The organism is Pseudomonas aeruginosa, assembly GCF_001457615.1.
GTDB lineage: Bacteria > Pseudomonadota > Gammaproteobacteria > Pseudomonadales > Pseudomonadaceae > Pseudomonas > Pseudomonas aeruginosa.
The window spans coordinates 4576888-4600224 of the sequence record NZ_LN831024.1; the positions used below are offsets into that span (position 1 = coordinate 4576888).

Consider the following 23337-nt stretch of genomic DNA (forward strand, 5'->3'; position numbering starts at 1 on the left):
CCGCGGTCACCTACCGGAGGTTCTGTCCGAGGCTCGGCCACAGGCCCTGGGCATCCACTCCAGCCCCCGGAGGCTGGCGACTGAACGGCAGGGGCGCGCCGATGGCCAGGCCCTGGGCATAGTCGATGCCGATCTCGCGCAGCGCTTCCATGACTTCGACGGTCTCGACGAACTCCGCGATGGTACGTTTGCCCATCACGTGGCCGATATGGTTGATCACCTGGACCATGGCGCGATCGATGGGATCCTCGAGCATGTCCTTGACGAAGCTGCCATCGATCTTCAGGTAATCCACCGGCAGGTGCTTGAGGTAGATGAAGGACGACATGCCGGCGCAGAAATCGTCCAGGGAGAAACGACAGCCGGTGTCCTTGAGCTCGTTGATGAAGCGGATGGCGCTGGCCAGGTTGGCAACCGCCACGGTTTCGGTGACCTCGAAGCAGATCGTCTGCGGCGGAATGCGGTAACGGGCGAACAGCTCGGTGAGGAACTGCAGGAACGACTCGTCGCCGATGGTCGCGCCGGAGAGGTTGATGGCGCAGGTGCCGATCGGCTCGGCGCGAGGGTCCTGGGCGCGCTCGACAAGGGTGCGGAAGGCATTCTCCACCACCCAGCGATCGATCAGCGTCATCAGGCCGTAGCGCTCGGCGGCGGGTATGAAGCTCAGCGGCGGCACCAGGCGCCCGCCCTCGTCGCGCAGGCGCAGCAGCAGTTCGACGTGCAAGCCCTCCTCCGCGCCTTCGCCCAGCGGCACGATGGGCTGGGCATAGAGGCTGAAGCGGTCTTCCTCCAGCGCCAGGTGGATGCGCTGGACCCAGGTCATCTCGCCGAAGCGCATCGACAGTTCGACGTCGTCCTGATGGAACACCTGGACCCGATTGCGCCCCTTTTCCTTGGCCATGTAGCAGGCCATGTCGGCGGAGCGCAGTGCCTCCTCGAGGGTCGAGATACCCGGCAGCAGGTGCACCAGGCCGACGCTGACGGTGCAGTTGAACGGCTGCCCGCTCCAGGTGAAGTGCAGGTCCTGGACCGTCTTGCGCAGATGGTCGGCGATCTCCACGGCTTTTTCCGCCGGGCAGTTCTCCAGCAGGATGCCGAACTCGTCGCCGCCCAGCCGCGCCAGCGTGTCGCCCTCGCGCAAGCCTTGTTGCAGCAGGGTGCAGACCTGGCGCAGCAGTTCGTCGCCGGCGGCGTGGCCGCAGGTGTCGTTGACCAGTTTGAACTGGTCCAGGTCGAGGAACATCAGGGCGTGCCGCCCGCTGTTGCGCTCCAGGCGTTCCAGCGCTATCTGCAGGCGATACTCGAACTCGCGGCGGTTGGTCAGCCCGGTCAACGCATCGTGGGTCGCCTGCCAGGACAGGCGCGCCATATACTGGCGCTCGCGGGTCATGTCGTGAAGCACCAGGACCACCCCGGTGATCTCGCCGCCGCGATGGATCGGCGCGCCCACCAGGGTCACCGGCACGCTGCTGCCGTCGTGGCGCAGGACCAGCTTGGAATGCTCGCGGCCGCCGTCGATCTCGCCGCTGAGGATCTGCTCGATCAGCAGCATGCCCTCCTCCCGCGAGCTTTCGTCGACGATCCGGAACAGCGACGCCAGGGGCAGGCCGCGGGCCTTGTCCAGCGTCCAGTTGGTCATCTGCTCGGCGGCCGGGTTGAGGTAGGAAATGCCCCCCTGGGTGTCGGCGGTGATCACTCCGTCGCCGATCGAGGCCAGGGTGATCTGGGCCCGTTCGCGCTCGGCATCGAGGGCGTTCTCCACTTCCTGGCGCTGCATCAGTTGTTGCCGGGTACGCAGGAACGCCAGGAGGATGAGCACGCTGGCGGTGGTCAGGTTGGCCACCAGCAGCAGCCTGAGCAAGGCCCGCGAGCCCTCGCCGAGGGCGTCGCTGAAGGCCTTGGCCGCCGGCGTGACCTTCTCGTTGATCGCGTGGATCTCGGTCTTCCACTGTTGCACCTGCTCGGCACTGGCCTGCCCGGTGCCGATGCCCGCGCGCATCTTGCCGGCGACGTCGATCAGTTCCATGACGTACTTGTCGCCCACCAGCCACAGCTCGATGGCGCGCTCGAAGTAACTGAAGTCGTGGAAGTTGCGGTACAGCCAGATGATCGCGGTAACGTCGTCGGCATGGTTGCCGCCCTTGAGGATGCCCTGGCGGGCCGCCTCGATGTCCGGGTCGGGCTGGTCCAGGGCAAGGCGCATCTCGCGGTCGCCGAGGGGGATCGCGATGGCCTCCTCGTAGCGGCGGAAGTCTTCGTCGGCGCGTGAGTCGGCATAGAGGGTGAGGTAGTAGATGGCATCCTTCTGGCCCTTCGACCAGAGGCTTTCGCCGCCGACATAGCTGCGCACCGCGGAGAGGACGTAGAGACTGCCGCCCGCCAGCATGGCCTGCAGCAGCACCACGACGATGAAGGGCCATACCAGGCCGAGCAGGCGGGGCTTGTCGAGAGTCCGGTTCTGCCTCATTCCATCTACCATTCAAACTGGCGCTAAGCGATCGGGCGCCGTCTCCGTCGCCCCTGACTGCATCACCTGTCGGCCGCTCAAGATCCCGTCGCAGAACTCCCGAGGCCTTGCCTGCCGGCAGCCACGACGCTGGAGGAGGCGGACACCCGGCAAACAGTAGGAGTCTAGTGGCTGTTTGCCGAACCTGCCCTGCACCTGGCGGAACAGACAGCGTTTTTTATTGCCGCAGCCAATAAAAACCGGATGTCTTATATGGAATATACGAGAAAAACCGCCAGGCGACAGCCTGGCGCCTCACATCTGTTGCAGATGTCCGTAGAGCCGGGCGTAGAGGCCGCCTTCGGCGATCAGTTGCTGGTGGTCGCCGTCTTCGGCGATATGCCCGCCATCGAAGACCAGGACCCGGTCGGCCTGCTTCACCGCCGACAGCCGATGAGCCACGATCAATGTGGTGCGGCCTTCGAGGAAGTCGCCGAGCGCCTGGTGCAGGGCGTACTCGGTAGCGGCGTCGAGGGCCGAGGTGGCCTCGTCGAGGATCACCACCTTGGGCTCGGCGAGGATCATCCGGGCGATCGCCAGGCGCTGCCGCTGACCGCCCGACAGGCGCACCCCGGAACGCCCGACCACGGTGTCCAGCCCCTGCGGCAGGCGCCGCACGCCGTCGGCCAACTGGGCGATCTCCAAAGCCCGCCAGCAGGCCTGGTCGCTGCGTTCGCGGCCCATGGTCAGGTTGGCCCGCACGCTGTCGTTGAACAGCGCCGGATGCTGGAGGACCACCGCGACATGTTCGCGCACGCAGTCCAGGCCGATTTCCTCCAGGGGCACCCCGCCGTAGCGGATGCTGCCGCGCTGCGCACTGTAGAGGCCGAGTAGCAGTTGCACCAGCGTGCTCTTGCCGCCGCCGCTGGCGCCGACCAGGGCAACCTTCTCGCCGGCGCCGATGTTCAGGTCCAACTGCTCCAGGACCTTGTCCTCGCCGTAGGCGAAATCCAGCCCGCGCACCTCGATGCCAACGGTCGTGCGGCCGGCGAACGGATCGCGCAGCGGCGGGTAGCGCGGCTCGTCGGCCCGCGCCAGCAACTCGTTGATCCGCTGCAACGCGCCGCCAGCGGCGTAGTAGGCGTATTGCAGGCCGAGCAGCTGTTCGACCGGACCGATCATGAACCAGAGGTAGCTGAACACCGCGAGCATCTGGCCGATCGACAGGTCCGAGAGCAGCACGGTAAGCATCGCCGCGGCGCGGAACACATCGATGCCGAACTGGAACAGCAGGCCGCTGGCGCGCCCGGCGGCGTCGCTTTTCCATTGCGAGGCCACGGCGTAGTCGCGGACTTCCTGGGCGCGGTGGCCGAGGCGGCCGAGGAAATAGCCCTGGCGATTGCCGGCGCGGACTTCCTGGATCGCCTCGAGGGTCTCGGTGAGCGCCTGGGTGAAGCGCGCGGTGCTGTCGTTCTCGAGCTTCTTGAGGTGCTTGACGCGCTTGCCCAGTTGTACCGTGGACCAGATCACCAGCGGGTTGAACAGCAGGATCAGCAAGGCCAGCTGCCAGTGCATCCAGACCAAGATCGCGGCGGTGCCGAGCAGCGTCAGCAAGGCGACCAGGAAGCGGCTGAGGGTTTCCCCGACGAACTTGTCCAGGGTATCCAGGTCGGTGACCAGGTGGGCGCTGATCGACCCGCCGCCGAGGGTTTCGTATTCGCCCAGGGCGATATGCCGGAGGCGCTCGATCAGACGCAGGCGGATGCGGTAGACGATGTCCTTGGACAGCCGCGCGAACAGCTTCGCCTGGAGCACGTTGAACACCAGCGCCGCCCCCCGCAACAGGAGGGTCGCCGCCAGCATCAGGCCGATGTAGCCGAACGCCACCTGCCAGTCGGCGGGCAACAGGCGGTCCATGAAACGCAGCGCGCCGTCGCCCTTGCCGAGCAGCACTTCGTCCACCAGCAACGGCAGCAGCAAGGGGATCGGCACGGTGCAGAGGGTGGCCAGCACCGCCACCAGGTTGGCGAGCAACAGGGCTTTCTTGTGGCGCAGTGCGAGTCGACGAATCTCCGCCCAGCTCAGGCGGTCTCCGCGCTCACTCATGCCGGCCCCGTTCCAGCCAGCGGCCGAGCAAGGGTGAAAGTTCGGCAAGCGGCTGGTAGCCGTTGGTGAGCAACGCCAGTTGGCCGTTGCGCTCGGCCAGCAGGGTCGGGAACCCGGCGATGCCAAGGTCCTGGACCCAGGCGAAATCGGCGGCGGTGGCGTCACGCGCCTCGCCGCTGTCGAAGGCCGCGGCGAACTCGATGCGTGGAATTCCCACCGCTTCCGCCAGGCCGGCGAGCACCGCCGCCTGGGTGACATCGCGACCCTCGGCGTAGAACGCCCGCTGGATCGCCCTTACCAGCGGCCAGGCGCTTTCCTCGTCGAGGCTGCGCGCCGCCACCAGGGCCCGGCAGGCCGGCTCGGTGTCATAGACGAAGCCTTCGGGCAACGCGTCGTCGAAGCGGAACGGCTGGCCGGTGGTCTGCTGCACGGTCTGCCAGTGGCCGAGGATGTAGCCGCGGGTATTCGGGTCGAGCGCCGCGCCGTGGCCGGCGCGCAGGCCACCGGCTACCAGGTGGAAAGCGACGCCGTCGGCGGCCGCCTGCCGGGACAGCGCCTCGGCGACCGGGGCGAAGCCCCAGCACCAGGAGCACATGGGGTCCATCACGTACAGCAGGCGGGCCTTGGCCAAGGTTCAGTTCTCCAGCGTGGACTGGCGCGGATCGCGACCGAGCGGGTGCGGCTGGTTGCGCTGCCGCGCCAGTTCGATCTGTTTCTGCCGCTCGCGGGCGCCGGCGCGGGTCTTCTCGCTCAGCGAGTCCCAGCAGTGCGGACAGCTGATGCCGGGCACGTAGTGCTCGGACTGGCGGTCCTCCAGCGAAACCGGGTTGCGGCAGGCGTGGCACTGATCGTACTCGCCCTCGCTAAGATCGTGGCGCACGGTCACGCGGTTGTCGAATACGAAGCAGTCGCCGCGCCACAGGCTCTGTTCCTGCGGCACCTCTTCGAGGTACTTGAGGATGCCGCCCTTGAGGTGGAAGACCTCCTCGAAACCGGCGCCGAGCATGTAGCTGGAAGCCTTCTCGCAGCGGATGCCGCCGGTGCAGAACATCGCCACCTTCTTGTGCCGCGCCGGGTCGTAGTGGGCCTTGATGTACTCGGGGAACTCGCGGAACGACCTGGTCTTCGGATCGACCGCGCCCTCGAAGGTGCCGATCGCCACCTCGTAGTCGTTGCGGGTATCGATCAGCAGGACTTCCGGATCGCTGATCAGGGCATTCCAGTCCTTCGCCTCGACATACTGGCCGACCTGCTTGTTCGGATCGACGCCAGGCACGCCGAGGGTGACGATTTCCTTCTTCAGCTTGACCTTGGTGCGGTAGAAGGGCTGTTCGTCGCAGTAGGATTCCTTGTGCTCGATATCGGCCAGCCGGGGATCGCTGCGCAGCCAGGCGAACAGCGCATCGATGCCTTCGCGGCTACCGGAGACGGTGCCGTTGATGCCTTCCTCGGCCAGCAGCAAGGTGCCTTTCACACCGTTGTCGAGCAGGGTTTGCAGCAGGGGTTCACGCAGCGCCACGTAATCGTCGAGAGTCACGAACTTGTACAGCGCCGCCACGACGATGGATGTCATGGGGATATAGCCTCCAGGTGGTCGCCCGCGTAAAGGGCGGACCGGAACGAAAAGCGCCAGCCGCTGGCGCCATGGAAACGACAACGCCGGCGGAAGGCCGGCGCTGGGTGCGTAGTCTAGCGCAGCAGGGGCAGGCTCTGCACCCCGCCGCGACGGACGCCGTCTCAGGGTATGTCGTGCTTGCTCCCGCCGCGGCAGGTCGGCGAGGCCGGCACCGCAGCCTGGCTCCACTCCTCAGGGGTGAAGGTATGCAGCGCCAGGGCGTGGAACTCGCCCATCAACCCACCGAGGGTGGCATATACCTTCTGGTGCCGCTTCACCGCGTTCAACCCGGCGAACTGCGGGCTGACCAGCACCACCTTGAAGTGGGTCTCCAGCCCGCGGCTGTGCATGTGGCTCTCGTCGAGCACCTCGACGTGTTGCGGATCGAGGGGCTGCAGGGCGGTCTGGATACGGTCACGCATGCTCATCGCGAATCACGACTCACTTTTTCTTCTGGGCCGGCGCGGCGACGCCGAGTTCCTTGTCCATGTCGGCCATCAGCTTGTTCACCGGCTCGACGGCGCCTTGCAGCTTGGCCTGGGTCAGTTGGGCGGATTCGGCGGTCAGGCGCGGCATCTTCTCCAGCACCTTCTTGCCCAGCGGCGACTGGTAGAAGGCATTCAGGTCCTTCAGCTCGGACTCGGTGAAGTTGGTGGTGTAGAGCTTGATCAGCTCGGGCTTGATCTTGTCCCAGCCGATGGCGCGGTCCAGCTCGGCATTGGCCTTGGCCTGGTAACGCTCGAGAACCGCCTTCTTGCTCTCCGGCGCCTTGGCCTGGGCGAAGCGCTGGGCCAGCATCTGCTGCACCTGGGCATAGACCGGGACCGTCAGCTTGTCAGCATGGACCAGCTTGAGGAATTGCTCGGCCTGGCTGGCGGAATCGGCCATGGCCATGGCCATGGAGCTGAGGCTGAGCAGCACGGCGCTGCCGATGAGGCGAAGACGGGTCATGGAAAATCCTTGAGGTTGGGTAGATGTGTCCGTGGGACCCGACATTCTGCGCCTAAGTTCGAAATCCGCTCAAGCGCGGCGCCGAATATCGGGAGAATCCTATCCGGCGCCCGCCCGCTCCATGCCGTCTACTATCAGTTCTGTAGTGGGTACTTGCCGCCTTCCTTCCGCAGCCGGCATGCTTGCGTCAGCCTGTCACATGGATGTGTTAGATGAACGGAACCGCCGCCGATACCCTCGCCGTATCGCCCCCGCCCCTGCGCAACCTCTGCGACAGCCACGGCCGGCTCGATCCCCGGGCGGTCGGCTGGTCCGCCCGGCCGCGGGTGCTCTGCCACATCCCCGGCCACTTCGGCCGGCGCAAGCGCTGGAACCACTGGTGCATCGTCAGCCCCGGCTGGATGCTCTCGCTGACCATCGCCGACCTCGACTACCTGACCTACGGCGCCGCCTATTTCCTCGACCTGGACAGCGGCCAGGCGGTAGCGCACACGCAGATCCGCTTCTTCGGCCTCGGCTGCCAGTTGCCCGACGAGCCGCAGGCCAGCCATGCCTTCGAGCATCCCCGCCTGCAATTGCGCTTCGACGAACAGCCCGGGCGCCTGCGCGTCACCGGCCAGGCCCCGGACCTCGGTGGCCTGCCGCTGGAGCTGGCGCTGGAAGTGCGACGACCGTCGCACCTGGAGTCGGTGAACCTGGTGGTGCCGATGGGCGAACACACCTTCCATGCCTGCAGCCGCCAGCTCGGCCTGCCGATCAGCGGCTGCCTGCAGCTCGGCCGCCGACGCTACGACTGCCAGGCGGGCCAGAGCTTCGCCGCGCTGGACTTCGGCCGCGGCGTCTGGCCGCTGCATACCTACTGGACCCGCGCCGCCTTCGCCGCCCCCGGCGGCATCGCCGGCAACTTCGGCACCGGCTGGACCGAAGCCAGCGACCTGCGCGAGAACGCCCTGTGGTTCGGCGGCAAGCTCAGCCGCGTGCTCGACGACGTGCACATCCGCGAGCCTCGCGACCCGCTGGCCGAATGGCGCCTGGACAGCGCCTGCGGTCGCGTCGAGCTGCTCTTCCGTCCCGAACAGCTGCACCAGGCGCGGCCCAGCGTCGGCCTGTTCTATGCCAATACCCGCCAGTGGTTCGGCCGTTTCAACGGCACCCTGCGCCACGACGACGGCGACTGCGTGCCGGTGGACGGCGCCCTCGGCTGGATCGGTTCGACCCGCGCGCGCTGGTGAGGCCGGCGGCGGGCAATCTATTTCCGACCCGCAGCGCGGCGAAAAATGCCCACGAGGAAGCGACGGCAGCGGAACCCAAGGCGGGAGCGAAGGCCTAAACTGCCGGATACGCACCCTGGAGAACACTCATGAGCCGGACCGAAACCGATAGCCTGGGCACCATCGAGGTGCCCGACGACGCCTACTGGGGCGCCCAGACCCAGCGTTCGCTGGAGAACTTCGCCATCGGCGGCCAGCGCATGCCGCTCGCCGTGATCCACGCCCTGGCGCTGATCAAGAAAGCCGCCGCGCGGGTCAACGACCACCTCGGCGAACTGCCGCCGGACGTCGCCCGGCTGATCGAACAGGCCGCCGACGAAGTCCTCGCAGGCCGCCACGACGAACACTTCCCGCTGGTGGTCTGGCAGACCGGCAGCGGCACCCAGACCAACATGAACGTCAACGAGGTGATCGCTGGCCGCGCCAACGAACTGGCCGGCAATCCGCGTGGCGGCAAGTCGCCGGTGCATCCCAACGACCACGTCAACCGCGCGCAGAGTTCCAACGACAGCTTCCCCACCGCCATGCACATCGCCGCCGCCAAGGCCGTGCACGAACAATTGCTGCCGGCCATCGCCGAGCTTTCCGGCGGTCTCGCCGAACAGTCGGCGCGGCACGCCAGCCTGGTCAAGACCGGGCGCACCCACCTGATGGACGCCACGCCGATCACCTTCGGCCAGGAGCTCTCGGCCTTCGTCGCCCAGCTCGACTATGCCGAGCGCGCCATCCGCGCGGCGCTGCCGGCGGTCTACCAGTTGGCCCAGGGCGGCACCGCGGTGGGCACCGGGCTCAACGCGCCGAAGGGCTTCGCCGACGCCATCGCCGCGGAAATCGCCGCCGAATCGGGCCTGCCCTTCGTCGCCGCGCCGAACAAGTTCGCCGCCCTGGCCGGCCACGAGCCGCTGGTCATCCTCTCCGGCGCCCTGAAGAGCCTGGCGGTGGCCCTGATGAAGATCGCCAACGACCTGCGCCTGCTCGGCTCAGGCCCACGCGCCGGCTTCGCCGAGGTGAAGCTGCCGGCCAACGAGCCGGGCAGCTCGATCATGCCCGGCAAGGTCAACCCGACCCAGTGCGAGGCGCTGTCGATGCTGGCCTGCCAGGTCATGGGCAACGACAGCACGATTTCCTTCGCCGCCAGCCAGGGCCATCTGCAACTCAACGTGTTCAAGCCGGTGATCGTCTACAACCTGCTGGAGTCCATCCGCCTGCTCGCCGACGGCTGCCGCAACTTCAACAAGCATTGCGTCGCCGGCCTGGAGCCGGACGCCCAGCGCATGGCCGACCTGCTGGAGCGCGGCCTGATGCTGGTCACCGCACTGAACCCGCACATCGGCTACGACAAGGCCGCCGAAATCGCCAAGAAGGCCTACGCCGAAGGCACCACCCTGCGCGCCGCGGCGCTGCAGCTGGGCTACCTGGACGAAGCGCAGTTCGACGAATGGGTACGGCCGGAGCAGATGCTGGAGGCCGGCCACCATGGTTGAAACCGCCAAGACCGGCGCCACCCCGCTGGAAGGCGACGGCAAGCGCATCCTGCTGATCGTCGGCTCGCCCAAGCGCAAGAGCTTCTGCCACCTGCTCGCCGAATGCTACGCCCAGGGCGCGCGCAGCAAGGATCACGTGGTGCGCGAACTGAAGCTGGGCGAGCTGGCCTTCGACCCGATCCTCCACGAAGGCTACGAACAGAGCCAGGTGCTCGAACCCGACCTGCTGGAAGCGCAGCGGCAGATCCACTGGGCCGAGCACCTGGTGTTCGTCTACCCGGTCTGGTGGGGCGGCCTGCCGGCGCTGCTGCAGGGCTTCTTCGACCGCGCCCTGCAGCCGGGCTTCGCCTTCCGCTACCGCGGCACCCAGGACAAGGACTGGGAGCAACTGCTGGGCGGGCGCAGCGCCGACCTGCTGGTCTGCCACGACCAGCCGCTGTCGCGGCTGCGCTTCCTCAAGGGCCCGCCGGCGCACCGGCAGATGGTGCGCAGCGTGCTCGGCGCCTGTGGCATCGCCACCCGCCGCCTGGAAGAGTTCGCGCCGATGCGCAGTTCCAGCGAGGAACAGCGCCAGGGCTGGCTGCGTCGCGCCGAACAGCTCGGCAGCCAGGTCTAGTTCCCTTCCCGCCCGGCTGCGGCCGGGCGCGGACACTGATCGTTCTGACAGGTCCGCCACCTTCCCGCCGGCTTCCCTTCCCCGCCCCCATGGCGGCCCTTTGCCTGCCTCTACCGGCTCACAGTGCGGGTGCCGACCGCTTTGCATTCCGCGACATCCATCAGGAATGGGTAGCGAATCTGACCGGCCCGTCACATTTGGTAGGGACCTCAAACCGGCACCGAGGGCTAGGATCAGCCCGCTTCGAAATGAATCCGGTTCTGGAAAAAAGGACTTGTCATGAAACACTACTCAGCCACCCTGGCACTCCTGCCACTCACCCTCGCCCTGTTCCTGCCCCAGGCAGCCCATGCCCACGGCTCGATGGAAACGCCGCCCAGTCGGGTCTACGGCTGCTTCCTCGAAGGTCCGGAGAATCCCAAGTCGGCCGCCTGCAAGGCCGCCGTCGCCGCCGGCGGCACCCAGGCGCTGTACGACTGGAATGGCGTCAACCAGGGCAACGCCAACGGCAACCACCAGGCGGTGGTCCCCGACGGCCAGCTCTGCGGCGCCGGCAAGGCACTGTTCAAGGGCCTGAACCTGGCTCGCAGCGACTGGCCCAGCACTGCCATCGCGCCGGACGCCAGCGGCAACTTCCAGTTCGTCTACAAGGCCAGCGCGCCGCACGCGACCCGCTACTTCGACTTCTACATCACCAAGGACGGCTACAACCCCGAGAAGCCGCTGGCCTGGAGCGACCTGGAACCCGCGCCGTTCTGCTCGATCACCAGCGTCAAGCTGGAGAACGGCACCTACCGGATGAACTGCCCGCTGCCCCAGGGCAAGACCGGCAAGCATGTGATCTATAACGTCTGGCAGCGCTCGGACAGCCCGGAAGCCTTCTACGCCTGCATCGACGTGAGCTTCAGCGGCGCCGTCGCCAACCCCTGGCAAGCGCTGGGCAACCTGCGCGCGCAGCAGGACCTGCCAGCCGGTGCTACCGTCACCCTGCGTCTGTTCGATGCCCAGGGCCGCGACGCCCAGCGTCACAGCCTGACCCTGGCCCAGGGCGCCAACGGTGCCAAGCAATGGCCGCTGGCGCTGGCGCAGAAGGTCAACCAGGACTCCACCCTGGTCAACATCGGCGTGCTGGATGCCTACGGGGCGGTCAGCCCGGTGGCCAGCTCGCAGGACAACCAGGTCTACGTGCGCCAGGCCGGCTACCGCTTCCAGATCGACATCGAACTGCCGGTCGAGGGCGGCGGCGAGCAACCGGGCGGCGACGGCAAGGTCGACTTCGACTATCCGCAAGGCCTGCAGCAATACGACGCCGGGACCGTAGTGCGCGGTGCCGATGGCAAGCGCTACCAGTGCAAGCCCTACCCGAACTCCGGCTGGTGCAAGGGCTGGGACCTCTACTACGCCCCGGGCAAGGGCATGGCCTGGCAGGACGCCTGGACCCTGCTGTAACGCCCTCGACTGCCGCCCGCTCCGGGCGGCAGTCGTTTTCGCCGCCAGGCACCCGCCGCGAGACGGCGAATCCGCGCAACGGTACAGTCCCCCGGCGAAACCCTGGCTACGTGTGCCTGTTCAATCTGCCGTGCGCTCCCTAGGCTGGTCCGACCACCAGCACGGGGAAACCACGCATGCCTTTTTCTCTCGCCGCCCTCCAACAGGCCGCCGCCATCGTCCACCAGAGCCTGCCGCCGACGCCGCAGATACGCTGGCCGCTGCTATGCGAGGCACTGGGTTGCGAAGTGTGGATGAAGCACGAGAACCACCTGCCGGTGGGGGCCTTCAAACTGCGCGGCGGCCTGGTGTATTTCCACCACCTGGCGCACCAGGGCGAGCGGCCGGCCGCCGTGATCAGCGCGACCCGCGGCAACCACGGCCAGTCGGTGGCCTTCTCGGCGAGCCGCTACGGCATCCAGCCGATCATCGTCGTGCCGCACGGCAACAGCCGCGAGAAGAACGCGGCGATGCGCAGCCTTGGCGCGGAGCTGATCGAGCACGGCGAGGACTTCCAGGCCTCCCGCGAATACGCCGCCGAGCGCGCCCGGCGCGAAGGCCTGCACCTGATTCCGGCGTTCCATCCCTGGCTGGTGGCCGGGGTCGCCAGCTACAGCCTGGAGTTGTTCGCCGCGCTGGCCGACCTTGACGAAGTCTACGTGCCGATCGGTATGGGTTCGGGCATCTGCGGCCTGATCGCCGCGCGCGACGCGCTGGGCCTGAAGACCCGCATCGTCGGCGTAGTGTCCGCCCATGCGCCGGCCTACGCCCTGTCGTTCGAGGCCGGCACGGCGATCAGCCACCCGGTCGACACCCGCCTGGCCGACGGCATGGCGTGCAGTACGCCGGACCCGAGCGCGCTGGAAATGATCCTGGCCGGTGCCGATCGTCTGGTGCGGGTCAGCGACAGGGAGATCGGCGCGGCCATGCGCCTGTGCTTCACCAGCACCCACAACGTCGCCGAGGGCGCCGGGGTGGCGGCGCTGGCCGCCGCCTGGCAGGAGCGCGAGCGCCTGAAGGGGCTGAAGGTAGGCCTGATCCTCAGCGGAGCGAACGTCGACCGCGAGGTATTCGCCGAGCAACTGGCCGCCGGCGACTGAGCCGGCGCCGCTAGGCCAGCCCCGCGAGGAGCAGCAGCCACCAGGCGAGCACCAGCAACTGCACGAAGAAGCCGGCAAAACGCAGCCAGACGAACAGCGCGGAGGTGCTGACCAGGTGCATCAGCGACTGGAACAGCCGGGCGCCGAGCACCAGCGGCGCCAACGGGTCGGTCAGGCTGCTCTGCCCGCTGGCGATCGCGTAGAGCAGCGCGCCGGCCAGCAGCGGCAGGTTCTCCACGCAGTTGGCATGGACTCGCACCAGCCGCTGGCCGAAACCGCCAGGCGTGTTGCTGCCATCGGCGGCGAAGGCGTTCACCGCCATCCGCCCGCCGAGTACCAGCAGGCCGCGCTGGCTGACCAGCAGGAAGACCAGCAACAGGGTCCAGGCGATCAGGCCGAGCAGGCAGATCGCGCTAGGGCTGAGAAACATGGATGACGCTCCTTCTATTGTGTTGTCGTGGGAAGGATGAAGCGTCTGGATTCTAGGCCGGCTAGAGCAATTGCTCTATTCGCAGTCCGCCGTCCTTAAGTCGTGTTCTGCCGGCACGCCGCTCGGCCCCGATGTACGCCGTCGGCGGATGCGTAACCGGACGACCCACTGCCCGCGGCCTTCCGAACGGACAAAGAAAAGCCCCGCCGAAGCGGGGCCTTCCTTGCACGCAGCACTCAGGGCTGTCTTCTCATCAGAGCGAATCGAGATAGCGCTCCACATCCAGCGCGGCCATGCAGCCGGCGCCGGCCGAGGTGATCGCCTGGCGGTAGACGTGGTCGGCCACGTCGCCGGCGGCGAACACACCCGGTACGTTGGTCGCGGTGGCGTTGCCTTCGCGCCCGCCGTTGACCACCAGGTAGCCGTCCTTCAGGGCCAGTTGCCCTTCGAACAGCGAGGTATTGGGAGTATGGCCGATGGCGACGAACATGCCATCCACGGCGATCTCCTCGCTGCCACCATCGCGGGTCTTCAGGCGCACGCCGGTGACGCCCATCGTGTCGCCAAGCACCTCATCGACCTCGGCGTTGAGCTTGAGCACTATCTTGCCTTCGGCGACCCGCGCCTGCAGCTTGTCCTGGAGAATCTTCTCGGCGCGGAAGGTTTCGCGACGATGCACCAGGGTCACCCGGCTGGCGATGTTGGCCAGGTACAGGGCCTCTTCGACAGCGGTATTGCCGCCGCCGATCACCGCCACTTCGCGGTTGCGGTAGAAGAAACCGTCGCAGGTGGCGCAGGCCGACACGCCCTTGCCCATGAACGCCTGCTCCGACGGCAACCCCAGGTAGCGCGCGCTGGCACCGGTGGCGACGATCAGTGCGTCGCAGGTGTAGGTGCCATTGTCGCCGCGCAGGGTGAACGGCTTGCCGGCCAGGTCCACGGCATGAATGTGGTCGAAGACGATCTCGGTCTCGAAGCGCTCGGCGTGCTCCTGCATCCGCTGCATCAGTGCCGGGCCGGTCAGGCCGTGGGGATCGCCCGGCCAGTTGTCGACCTCGGTGGTGGTGGTCAACTGGCCGCCGGCCTGCATGCCGGTGATCAGCAGCGGCTTGAGGTTGGCGCGCGCGGCGTAGACAGCCGCGCTGTAACCGGCGGGACCGGAACCGAGGATGATCACTCGGGCGTGGCGGAGGGTATCGGGCATCTCGTCGGACTCCTGCCGACATCAGCGTCGGCGCGAATAAAAACGGGGCCACCAAAGCACATGGGGAAGGCTTGGAAGGAGCGGTCGCCCCGGGAAAAGGTCGGCCGGGCACACTTCGCGCCCGGCATCGGGATCACAGTGCCTCGGCGTTCTCGGCCAGGTACGAGGCCACGCCCTCGGCGCTCGCCTTCATGCCTTTCTGGCCCTTGCGCCAGCCGGCCGGGCAGACCTCGCCGTGTTCCTCGGTGAACTGCAGGGCCTCGACCAGGCGCACCATCTCGTCCACCTCGCGCCCCAGCGGCAGGTTGTTCACCACTTGGTGCTGGACCACCCCGGCGCGGTCGATCAGGAACGAAGCACGCAAGGCCACGCCGTCCTCGTGCTCGATGCCGTAGGCGCGGGTGATCTCGTGCTTGACGTCGGCGACCATGGTGAACTCGACCGCACCGATGCCGCCCTTCTCCACCGGCGTGCTGCGCCAGGCGTGATGGGTGAACTGCGAGTCGATGGAGACACCGACCACCTCGACGCCCAGCTCGCGGAACTTATCCATGCGGTTATTGTGGGCGATGATTTCCGAGGGGCAGACGAAAGTGAAGTCGAGCGGCCAGAAGAACAGTACGACGTACTTGCCGCGCAGGCTGGAAAGCTGGAAGGCATCGACGATGGAACCGTCGCCGAGGACCGCGGCGGCAGTGAAATCGGGGGCTTGCTTGTTGACCAGTACGCTCATCGCGAGGCTCCTAGAAGGTTGGGTTGCGCCCGGCGACGCCAGGCTCCCGGAAGAATATGCAGCGCAGGTTACCCAGCCACGACGATGCATTGAAATGTCGAATTTCAATTCGCACGATAGAGTCAGCCTATGCTCTCAACCTGCGGCTAGACTCATGCTGTCGCCCATTACCCGTCCTCACCGCATGCCCCTACGCACACGCCTGCTCTGGCTATTCCTGCCGTTGCTGGCCGCCAGTCTCGGCGGTATCTGGCTCTTGTCGGAAAGCATCCTGCTGAGCCGTTTCGACCGAGAGGACCAGCAACGCCTGCAAGAGGGCGCCACCGTCCTGCACAACCGGCTGGACTTCGAGTTGAAGCGCCACCTGGACATCGTTCGCACCTACGCCTGGTGGGATGCCAGCTACGACTTCATCCAGCGCCCCAACGAGACCTTCGAACAGGAAAACCTCGACCACGAGATGCTCGACGACCTGGGATTCGACTTCGTCCTGTTCCTCGACGACCGGGGTCACCTGCAACTGAAGCAGTGGTCCCCGCCCGCGCCCGACCAGCGCGTGCTCTTCGGCGCCCCCTCGGCGAGCGACCAGGCCCTGCTCGAGGCACTGCAGCAACGCGCCATCCGCCTCGGCGCGCTGGACTTTCGCGGACGCACCGACCACAGCCTGAGCGAGCTGCTGCTGGTCGACAACCTGCCGACCCTGCTGGTCAGCGTGCCTATCAGCAACAACCAGGGTAGCGCGCCGGCGAAGGGCGCGATCCTCGCCGGCTACTTCCTCGACCGGGAACGCCTGGCCAACCTCCGCGAACAGATGCAGGCCGACCTGCAACCGATGCCCAACATCGCCACCGACTCCACCTGGAAGCCGATGCGCAGCCGCAGCGGCAGTACCCACAACCAGGCCCTGCTCAGCCCACGGCGGTTCATCGGCGAACATGTCCAGCAGGTCTCGGTGCAGTACCTGAGTTCCAGCGGCGAGCCGCAGCTGCGCTTCGACATCACCAAGAAACGCCTGCTCTACATCCAGGGCGAGAAGGCCATCAACTTCTTCCTCGGCGCCTCCCTGCTGGTCGCGCTGGGCGCTTTCCTGGTCGGCTACCTGGCCCTGGAGCTGTGGGTCCTGCGCCGGGTCCAACGGCTCAACCGGGAGGTCGCCGAAGTCGGACGCAACGCCCACTCGATACGCCTGAGCGACTTCGGCAACGACGAGCTGGGACAACTGGCGGGCGAGATGAACCAGATGCTCGAGCGCCTGGAACACAGCGAGGCGCGCGACCGGGCGATCCTCCAGTCGATGCGCGACGGCTACTTCGAAATGGACGTCGACGGCGTGATCCTCACCGTCAACCCCGCGCTCTGCCAACTGCTCGGCCAGACGCGCGAAACGCTGATCGGCCATCCCTACTACGAACTGCTCGGCGAAGACGACCTGGCGCGTGCCCGCCAACCCTTCCAGCGCGCCATGCAGAGCGGCGCAGGCAAGACCTTCGCCATCCCCCTGCAGCGCGCCGACGGCAGCCTCGGCTACTTCGAGGCCACGGTTTCGCTGATCCACGACCTGCAGGGCGAACTACGGGGCTACCGCGGCATCGTCCGCGACGTCAGCGACCAGATCGCCTACCAGCAGCAATTGCTGGAAATGGCCTACCGCGACCCGCTGACCGGCCTGGGCAACCGCAAGGCCTTCGACGAACAGCTCGGCCAGGCGTTGCTTCGCGCCGGCTCCGGCGGAAGCGAACTGGCGCTGCTGTACCTGGACCTGGACCGCTTCAAGGAGGTCAACGACCGCTTCGGCCACGACATCGGCGATGCCCTCCTCAGGACCGTCGCCGAACGGGTACGCAGCACCCTGCGGCAGCCGGACAAGGCCTACCGCCTGGGCGGCGACGAATTCGCCGTGCTCCTCGAGGACAGCCAGGAAAACAATCCGCAGCGCCTCGCAGAACGCCTGCTGGCGGCGCTGGTCCAACCGATCGCGCTGAATGGCGAACGCATCGACTTCGTCACCCCGAGCATCGGCATCGCTCTCTACCCGCGGCATGCCGGCGATGCCGAAGGACTGGTCCGTGCCGCCGACAGCGCCATGTACGAGGCCAAGCGCCAGCGCAACCACTATTGCCTGTACCAGGCGCCAGCCTGAAATGCGCGGTCAAACAGGCTCTGTCGCGGGCTTTCGCCAGTCTGCTAAGGTTTCAGCCCGCATCCCATCGGAGAACCATTCCCTATGCCAGCCCTGAGCGGCCCGCAATACCTCGGCGAAGGCCTGAAGCTGATCATGCGTCCCGGCCTGCGCCTGTTCGTGCTGATCCCCCTGACCCTCAACCTGCTGGTGTTCGCCCTGCTGATCGGCTTCGCGATGCAGCAGTTCAGCCACTGGGTCGACCTGCTGATGCCCAGCCTGCCCGACTGGCTGAGCTTCCTGCAGTACATCGTCTGGCCGTTGTTCGTCCTGCTGGTGCTGGTGATCGTGTTCTTCACCTTCACCATGGTCGCCAACATCATCTCCGCGCCGTTCAACGGCTTCCTCTCGGAAAAGGTCGAGGTGGTGGTTCGCGGCCGCGACGACTTCCCGCCGTTCAGCTGGGCCGAACTGCTGGCGATGATCCCGCGCACCATGGGTCGCGAGATGCGCAAGCTCGCCTACTTCCTGCCGCGCGCGCTGGTGCTGCTGGTGCTGAGCTTCGTGCCCGGGGTCAACCTGATCGCCACGCCGCTGTGGATCCTCTTCGGCATCTGGATGATGGCGGTGCAGTACATCGACTATCCGGCGGACAACCACAAGCTCGGCTGGAACGAGATGCTCGCCTGGCTGCGCAGCAAGCGCTGGGCGTGCATGGGTTTCGGCGGGGTGACCTACCTGGCGCTGCTGATCCCGCTGGTCAACCTGGTCATGATGCCCGCCGCCGTCGCCGGCGCCACCCTGTTCTGGGTCCGCGAGGAAGGCGAGAAGGCGCTGGTGAAATAAGCATGCGCCCGGTGTCCGCTGTCGGCATTGTCAGGCGGGCGTCAGCGCCCTGACAGCCGGCGTCGGGCACACTACGAATGCCCTCGGGAGCGTCGGCGCAGGCCGCAGCCGAGACCTGCGCCAGCCCTTGCAGACCGGCTCGACGCTGCCGAACCGACTGGCCGCCGGTGCTTCCCCACGCAGGCGGCCTTTTTTTACCCCCCTGCCTTGCCGTCCATGCAGGATGGCCGGCGCTCACCCCCTTCCTGTCCGCTACGCCCCCCTCGACTCCACCACCCTGGCACTACAGTGGCAACCAGGCGAAGCAGGCTCCGGCCCGCTTTCGATGACCACCGTCCCCAGCCCGCCCAGCGGCGGAAAACAAGAAGAGGGTCGCCATGTCACGTTCCGCATTCACCGCGCTCTTGCTGTCCTGCGTCCTGCTGGCGCTCTCCATGCCTGCCAGGGCCGACGACCTGCCCTACCGCTTCGGCCTGGGCAAGGCGGACATCACCGGCGAAGCCGCCGAAGTCGGCATGATGGGTTACTCCTCCCTCGAACAGAAGACCGCCGGCATCCACATGCGCCAGTGGGCGCGTGCCTTCGTGATCGAGGAAGCGGCCAGCGGACGTCGCCTGGTCTACGTCAACACCGACCTGGGGATGATCTTCCAGGCCGTGCACCTGAAGGTCCTGGCCCGGCTCAAGGCGAAGTACCCCGGTGTCTACGACGAGAACAACGTGATGCTCGCCGCCACCCACACCCACTCCGGTCCGGGCGGCTTCTCCCACTACGCGATGTACAACCTGTCGGTGCTCGGCTTCCAGGAAAAGACCTTCAACGCCATCGTCGACGGCATCGTCCGCTCCATCGAGCGGGCCCAGGCCAGGTTGCAGCCCGGCCGCCTGTTCTACGGCAGCGGCGAGTTGCGCAACGCCAGCCGCAACCGCTCGCTGCTGTCGCACCTGAAGAATCCGGACATCGCCGGCTACGAGGATGGCATCGACCCGCAGATGAGCGTGCTCAGCTTCGTCGACGCCAACGGCGAGCTGGCCGGCGCGATCAGTTGGTTCCCGGTGCACAGCACCTCGATGACCAACGCCAATCACCTGATCTCCCCGGACAACAAGGGCTACGCCTCCTATCACTGGGAGCACGACGTCAGCCGCAAGAGCGGTTTCGTCGCCGCCTTCGCCCAGACCAATGCCGGCAACCTGTCGCCCAACCTGAACCTGAAGCCCGGCTCCGGTCCCTTCGACAACGAGTTCGACAACACCCGTGAGATCGGTCTGCGCCAATTCGCCAAGGCCTACGAGATCGCCGGCCAGGCCCAGGAGGAAGTGCTCGGCGAACTGGATTCGCGCTTCCGTTTCGTCGACTTCACCCGCCTGCCGATCCGCCCGGAGTTCACCGACGGCCAGCCGCGCCAGTTGTGCACCGCGGCCATCGGCACCAGCCTGGCCGCCGGTAGCACCGAAGACGGTCCAGGCCCGCTGGGGCTGGAGGAAGGCAACAATCCGTTCCTCTCGGCCCTTGGCGGGTTGCTCACCGGCGTGCCGCCGCAGGAACTGGTGCAATGCCAGGCGGAAAAGACCATCCTCGCCGACACCGGCAACAAGAAACCCTACCCCTGGACGCCGACGGTGCTGCCGATCCAGATGTTCCGCATCGGCCAGTTGGAACTGCTCGGCGCCCCCGCCGAGTTCACCGTGATGGCCGGGGTGCGGATCCGCCGCGCGGTGCAGGCGGCCAGCGAAGCGGCCGGTATCCGCCATGTGGTCTTCAATGGCTACGCGAATGCCTATGCCAGCTACGTCACCACCCGCGAGGAATACGCCGCCCAGGAATACGAAGGCGGCTCGACCCTCTACGGCCCCTGGACCCAGGCCGCCTACCAGCAGTTGTTCGTCGACATGGCGGTGGCGCTGCGCGAACGCCTGCCGGTGGAAACCTCGGCGATAGCGCCGGACCTGTCCTGCTGCCAGATGAACCTCCAGACCGGAGTAGTGGCCGACGATCCCTATATCGGCAAGTCCTTCGGCGACGTGTTGCAACAACCCAGGGAAAGTTATCGCATCGGCGACAAGGTGACCGTCGCTTTCGTGACCGGACATCCGAAGAATGACTTACGCACCGAGAAGACTTTCCTGGAAGTGGTGAATATCGGCAAGGATGGCAAACAAACGCCCGTGACCGTTGCCACCGATAATGACTGGGATACTCAATACCGCTGGGAGAGAGTGGGTATATCTGCCTCGAAAGCGACTATCAACTGGTCCATTCCACCAGGGACCGAGCCCGGCCATTACTACATCAGGCACTACGGCAACGCGAAGAACTTCTGGACCCAGAAGATCAGCGAAATCGGCGGTTCGACCCGCTCCTTCGAGGTACTCGGCACCACTCCCTAGCGGGCTCCAGCCAAGGTTGCGAGATTCGCCAGCCAACTTTATGACGCATGAAATTCGTCAAATAAAATGTGATTTAAAACACATGAACAAGTGACCTTTCATTCAGCCGACAAGGGCATGGAACTCCATTTCCATGCCCTTTGTTTTTATCCCGAAAAACTTCTCAAGTTGTCGCTCAAGGTCATATCGAAGTCGCTTTCGGGATCAACCGATAAATTATCGCCATGAAACCATCGGCTCGCTGTATTCCCTGCCGGAAAAACAGCGAAGACGATTAATCATCTCGAAACAAGAAGTACGCAGATTGATGGAAATCAAAAAACCACCCGGGAAATAAAACGATGACCGAAAACTGGAAATTCCGCCGTCGAACCTTTCTCAAGCACGGCGCCCAGGCCGCTACCCTGGCCGGCCTTTCCGGGCTGTTCCCGGAGACGCTCCGGCGCGCCCTGGCCATCGAGCCGGACATCCGCACCGGAACCATCCAGGACGTCCAGCACGTGGTCATCCTGATGCAGGAGAACCGCAGCTTCGATCACTACTTCGGCCACCTCAACGGCGTCCGCGGCTTCAACGATCCTCGCGCGCTCAAGCGCCAGGACGGCAAGCCGGTCTGGTACCAGAACTACAAGTACGAGTTCTCCCCCTATCACTGGGATACCAAAGTCACCAGCGCCCAGTGGGTGAGTTCGCAGAACCATGAATGGTCGGCCTTCCACGCGATCTGGAACCAGGGCCGCAACGACAAGTGGATGGCGGTGCAGTACCCCGAAGCCATGGGCTACTTCAAGCGCGGCGACATTCCCTACTACTACGCCCTGGCCGACGCCTTCACCCTGTGCGAGGCCTACCACCAGTCGATGATGGGCCCGACCAATCCGAACCGCCTCTACCACATGAGCGGACGCGCCGCCCCAGCGGCGACGGCAAGGACGTACACATCGGCAACGACATGGGCGACGGCACCATCGGCGCCAGCGGCACGGTGGACTGGACCACCTATCCCGAGCGGCTAAGCGCCGCTGGCGTGGACTGGCGGGTCTACCAGGAAGGCGGCTACCGCTCCTCGTCACTCTGGTACCTGTACGTCGACGCCTACTGGAAATACCGGCTCCAGGAGCAGAACAACTACGACTGCAACGCCCTCGCCTGGTTCAGGAACTTCAAGAACGCTCCGCGCGATTCGGACCTCTGGCAGCGCGCCATGCTCGCCCGCGGCGTCGACCAGTTGCGCAAGGATGTGCAAGAAAACACGCTGCCGCAGGTGTCCTGGATCGTCGCGCCCTACTGCTACTGCGAGCATCCCTGGTGGGGCCCCTCGTTCGGCGAGTACTACGTGACCCGGGTGCTCGACGCGCTGACCAGCAACCCCGAGGTCTGGGCCAGGACCGTGTTCATCCTCAACTACGACGAGGGCGACGGCTTCTATGACCACGCCAGCGCCCCGGTGCCGCCGTGGAAGGATGGCGTCGGCCTTTCCACGGTCAGCACCGCCGGCGAGATCGAGGCATCCAGCGGGCTGCCCATCGGGCTCGGCCACCGCGTCCCGCTGATCGCCATCTCGCCCTGGTCGAAGGGCGGCAAGGTCAGCGCCGAAGTGTTCGACCATACCTCGGTGCTGCGCTTCCTCGAACGCCGCTTCGGCGTCGTCGAGGAAAACATCTCGCCCTGGCGGCGTGCCGTCTGCGGCGACCTGACTTCGCTGTTCGACTTCCAGGGCGCAGGCGATACCCAGGTCGCCCCCGACCTGACCAACATCCCGCAGAGCGACGCGCGCAAGGAGGACGCCTACTGGCAGCAGTTCTACCGGCCCAGTCCCAAATACTGGTCCTACGAGCCCAAGAGCCTGCCCGGCCAGGAAAAGGGCCAGCGCCCTACCCTCGCGGTGCCCTACCAGTTGCACGCCACGCTGGCCCTCGACATCGCCGCCGGCAAGCTGCGCCTGACCCTGGGCAACGACGGCATGAGCCTGCCGGGCAATCCGCAGGGACACTCCGCTGCGGTATTCCAGGTGCAGCCGCGGGAAGTCGGCAATCCGCGCTTCTATACCGTGACCAGCTATCCGGTGGTCCAGGAAAGCGGAGAGGAACTGGGCCGGACCCTCAACGACGAACTCGACGACCTGCTCGACGCCAACGGCCGCTACGCCTTCGAGGTGCACGGCCCCAACGGCTTCTTCCGCGAGTTCCACGGCAACCTGCATCTCGCCGCGCAGATGGCGCGGCCCGAGGTATCGGTCACCTATCAACGCAACGGCAACCTGCAGTTGAACATCCGCAATCTCGGCCGCCTGCCGTGCAGCGTGACGGTGACGCCGAACCCGGCCTATACCCGGGAGGGCAGCCGTCGCTATGAACTCGAACCGAACCAGGCGATCAGTGAAGTGTGGCTGTTACGCAGCAGCCAGGGCTGGTACGACCTCAGCGTGACCGCCAGCAATACGGAAGCCAACTATCTCCGCCGCCTGGCCGGACACGTCGAGACCGGCAAGCCGAGCAGGAGCGATCCATTGCTCGACATCGCAGCGACCTGAAGCGA

At 66.3% G+C, this 23337-nt stretch carries 17 protein-coding genes and 1 pseudogene; 9 read left to right on the forward strand and 9 right to left on the reverse strand.

Going from position 1 to position 23337, the window contains the following annotated elements; translation table 11 throughout:
- Positions 1-10: 10 nt before the first annotated feature.
- The 6 genes from AT700_RS21035 to AT700_RS21060 form a co-directional block, all read right to left on the reverse strand.
- Entirely contained in the window at positions 11-2467 is a 2457-nt protein-coding gene (locus tag AT700_RS21035) for an EAL domain-containing protein (RefSeq protein WP_031636531.1), read from the reverse strand.
- 294 nt (positions 2468-2761) lie between these two features.
- Positions 2762-4552, reverse strand: a complete 1791-nt coding sequence (locus AT700_RS21040; protein WP_003106581.1) for an ABC transporter ATP-binding protein — start codon at positions 4550-4552, stop codon at positions 2762-2764.
- Positions 4545-5147, reverse strand: a complete 603-nt coding sequence (locus tag AT700_RS21045; protein ID WP_048521764.1) for a DsbA family protein — start codon at positions 5145-5147, stop codon at positions 4545-4547. The genes AT700_RS21040 and AT700_RS21045 overlap by 8 nt, the downstream gene beginning before the upstream one ends.
- 39 nt (positions 5148-5186) lie before the next feature.
- Positions 5187-6125 carry a rhodanese-related sulfurtransferase gene (locus AT700_RS21050; protein WP_003085861.1) on the reverse strand — a complete coding sequence of 313 codons (939 nt, stop codon included), beginning with the start codon at positions 6123-6125 and terminating at the stop codon, positions 5187-5189.
- Positions 6126-6289: 164 nt separating this feature from the next.
- The gene (locus AT700_RS21055; RefSeq protein ID WP_003114234.1) at positions 6290-6595 is read right to left on the reverse strand and encodes a BolA family protein; all 306 of its coding nucleotides are present in this window, start codon (positions 6593-6595) and stop codon (positions 6290-6292) included.
- Positions 6596-6608: 13 nt separating this feature from the next.
- The gene (locus AT700_RS21060; RefSeq protein ID WP_078801561.1) at positions 6609-7163 is read right to left on the reverse strand and encodes a DUF2059 domain-containing protein; all 555 of its coding nucleotides are present in this window, start codon (positions 7161-7163) and stop codon (positions 6609-6611) included.
- A 167-nt stretch (positions 7164-7330) separates the two neighbouring features.
- On the opposite strand from AT700_RS21060, the gene AT700_RS21065 reads away from it, so the two are divergent.
- The 5 genes from AT700_RS21065 (at position 7331) to AT700_RS21085 (ending at position 13077) form a co-directional block, all read left to right on the forward strand.
- Positions 7331-8350 (forward strand): DUF2804 domain-containing protein, encoded by a 1020-nt coding sequence (locus AT700_RS21065; RefSeq protein WP_003109416.1) that lies wholly within the window; start codon positions 7331-7333, stop codon positions 8348-8350.
- A 128-nt stretch (positions 8351-8478) separates the two neighbouring features.
- A complete protein-coding gene (locus AT700_RS21070) occupies positions 8479-9873 on the forward strand; it encodes a class II fumarate hydratase (RefSeq protein ID WP_048521404.1) in 1395 nt (464 codons plus the stop codon).
- Positions 9866-10489: an NAD(P)H-dependent oxidoreductase gene (locus tag AT700_RS21075; protein ID WP_003085852.1), complete on the forward strand. Its 624-nt coding sequence runs from the start codon at positions 9866-9868 to the stop codon at positions 10487-10489. The genes AT700_RS21070 and AT700_RS21075 overlap by 8 nt, the downstream gene beginning before the upstream one ends.
- A gap of 279 nt (positions 10490-10768) precedes the next feature.
- The gene (cbpD, locus tag AT700_RS21080) at positions 10769-11938 is read left to right on the forward strand and encodes a chitin-binding protein CbpD (RefSeq protein WP_003120756.1); all 1170 of its coding nucleotides are present in this window, start codon (positions 10769-10771) and stop codon (positions 11936-11938) included.
- 176 nt (positions 11939-12114) lie between these two features.
- The gene (locus AT700_RS21085; RefSeq protein WP_003114230.1) at positions 12115-13077 is read left to right on the forward strand and encodes a threonine dehydratase; all 963 of its coding nucleotides are present in this window, start codon (positions 12115-12117) and stop codon (positions 13075-13077) included.
- Positions 13078-13087: 10 nt separating this feature from the next.
- Here AT700_RS21085 and AT700_RS21090 read toward each other — a convergent pair whose 3' ends face one another.
- The 3 genes from AT700_RS21090 to AT700_RS21100 form a co-directional block, all read right to left on the reverse strand.
- Entirely contained in the window at positions 13088-13507 is a 420-nt protein-coding gene (locus tag AT700_RS21090; RefSeq protein ID WP_003085846.1) for an MAPEG family protein, read from the reverse strand.
- 253 nt (positions 13508-13760) lie between these two features.
- On the reverse strand, positions 13761-14711 hold the full coding sequence (gene trxB, locus AT700_RS21095; protein ID WP_003114229.1) for a thioredoxin-disulfide reductase: 951 nt from the start codon (positions 14709-14711) through the stop codon (positions 13761-13763).
- Positions 14712-14844: 133 nt separating this feature from the next.
- Positions 14845-15444, reverse strand: coding sequence for a peroxiredoxin (locus AT700_RS21100; protein ID WP_003085842.1), 600 nt, complete (start codon positions 15442-15444; stop codon positions 14845-14847).
- A gap of 184 nt (positions 15445-15628) precedes the next feature.
- On the opposite strand from AT700_RS21100, the gene AT700_RS21105 reads away from it, so the two are divergent.
- The 4 genes and pseudogenes from AT700_RS21105 (at position 15629) to AT700_RS21120 (ending at position 23332) form a co-directional block, all read left to right on the forward strand.
- Entirely contained in the window at positions 15629-17584 is a 1956-nt protein-coding gene (locus tag AT700_RS21105) for a diguanylate cyclase domain-containing protein (RefSeq protein WP_014603210.1), read from the forward strand.
- Between the two features lie 84 nt (positions 17585-17668).
- Positions 17669-18409, forward strand: coding sequence for a sulfate transporter CysZ (gene cysZ, locus AT700_RS21110; protein WP_003116482.1), 741 nt, complete (start codon positions 17669-17671; stop codon positions 18407-18409).
- Between the two features lie 377 nt (positions 18410-18786).
- Positions 18787-20799 carry a ceramidase CerN gene (gene cerN, locus AT700_RS21115; RefSeq protein ID WP_031684872.1) on the forward strand — a complete coding sequence of 671 codons (2013 nt, stop codon included), beginning with the start codon at positions 18787-18789 and terminating at the stop codon, positions 20797-20799.
- Between the two features lie 341 nt (positions 20800-21140).
- A pseudogene (locus AT700_RS21120) lies at positions 21141-23332 on the forward strand (phosphocholine-specific phospholipase C).
- The last annotated feature ends 5 nt before the right edge of the window (positions 23333-23337 follow it).